Genomic DNA, 1,330 nt, shown 5'->3' with positions numbered 1-1,330 from the left:
ATTTTTTGACTGGAGCAGGCCCAGCCAAAGTGAGACCAGCGGCCCGGCGCTTGCATAGAAAGGGTTCATTACCGGGGCATAGCGGGCCAGGGAGGCAAGCCGATCCAGTTCTTCGTAGACTTTCAGCCGGCCGTGACCGATTACCGGTATGAACGTCGGCTCCCAGTTGCATGTAAGAAAGGAGCGCACTATATGCTCAAAAATACTCATGCCGTCTTCACACAATAAAATGGCCTTGGGCCGATCCTTGGTTAGCGGAAGCAGCCGCCTGCCCCTCCCCGCCATCAATACAACCACGTCAATTTTGACCCTGCTTTCCTGGTCAAGCTCCCCGGAAGGCAGTGAAGAGTTGCTGTCATTGATCTCTTTTAGCCCTTTTCCGGCATAGCCGGAGGCCTCCGGTTCAGATAAGCGCACATTATCACCTCTTAATTATCTAAACATGAAATGCTCATATCGTCAACGAGACCTGAAGGATATGCCGGAGGTGCTCCGGGGTTACTTCCCGTAAATTGTTATCCGCCCTGCCGGGAGTAAACATTCTCGGTATCAGAACAGCCAGGTCTTCGTTTGGGGAAATATACTTTCCTACCATTTCTCTTATTTTAATTTTGCGGAACAACTTCACCAGTTCCGAATGCAGGGTCGCTATCGACCCAAACCCCAGGGCTCGGGCAGTATCCAGCAGCCTGCCGTCGTCGGCCCCGGCATTGTATTCCAGGATAGCCGGCAGGGTAAAGCTGCAAGCCAGCCCGTGAGGCATGCCGTGGCGGGCGGTAATGGGGTAGGAGATAGAATGGGCCAGGGCGGTGCGGGAGCCGCTGATGGCCAGCCCGGCCAGCGTACTTGCTTCCATCATTTTAAAGCGGAGCCCCATGTCCTGCAGTTTCGAAATTAACGCAGGCAGGGTATTGAGGATAATACCAATGGCCCGAAGGGCGTATCCCCGGGTCATGAGATTGGCGTTGCGGTTCCATATCGACTCGAAGGCATGGGACAGCGCATCCAGGCCGGTGACGATGGTGATGTCTTGCGGCAGAGTCAAGGTTAACTCCGGGTCAAGCAGGGCTGCCCTGGCAAAAAGCCTGGGCGAGGCCAGGGAATATTTCTTCTCCGCAGCGAGATCCCATACCGTGGCAAAGGGGGTGACCTCGCTTCCGGTGCCCGAGGTAGTGGGTATGGCCAGCAACGGCAAGGGAGCAGCATCGGGGAGCGTGCCCTGCTGCTTAAAATAGCCTCTTAAAGAAAAACCCGTGCCGGCAGCCAGCATGTACGTTAAAACCTTGGCCGTATCAATTGCACTGCCCCCGCCGAGAGCCACAATCTGCCG

2 protein-coding genes are annotated in these 1,330 nt (G+C 55.6%); both read right to left on the bottom strand.

Features of this window, described 5'->3' with window-relative positions:
- A partial coding sequence (locus tag ACE4YL_RS02730; RefSeq protein WP_461369161.1) for a sugar phosphate nucleotidyltransferase occupies positions 1-417 on the bottom strand: 417 nt, incomplete at its 3' end.
- A 34-nt stretch (positions 418-451) separates the two neighbouring features.
- The coding region (locus ACE4YL_RS02725; protein WP_461369160.1) for a phosphonoacetaldehyde reductase at positions 452-1,330 on the bottom strand (879 nt) is incomplete at its 5' end.

Source organism: Candidatus Darwinibacter acetoxidans, assembly GCF_041936445.1.
GTDB lineage: Bacteria > Bacillota > Limnochordia > Darwinibacteriales > Darwinibacteriaceae > DTU010.
This window is presented reverse-complemented; position numbering and strand designations above follow the sequence as displayed.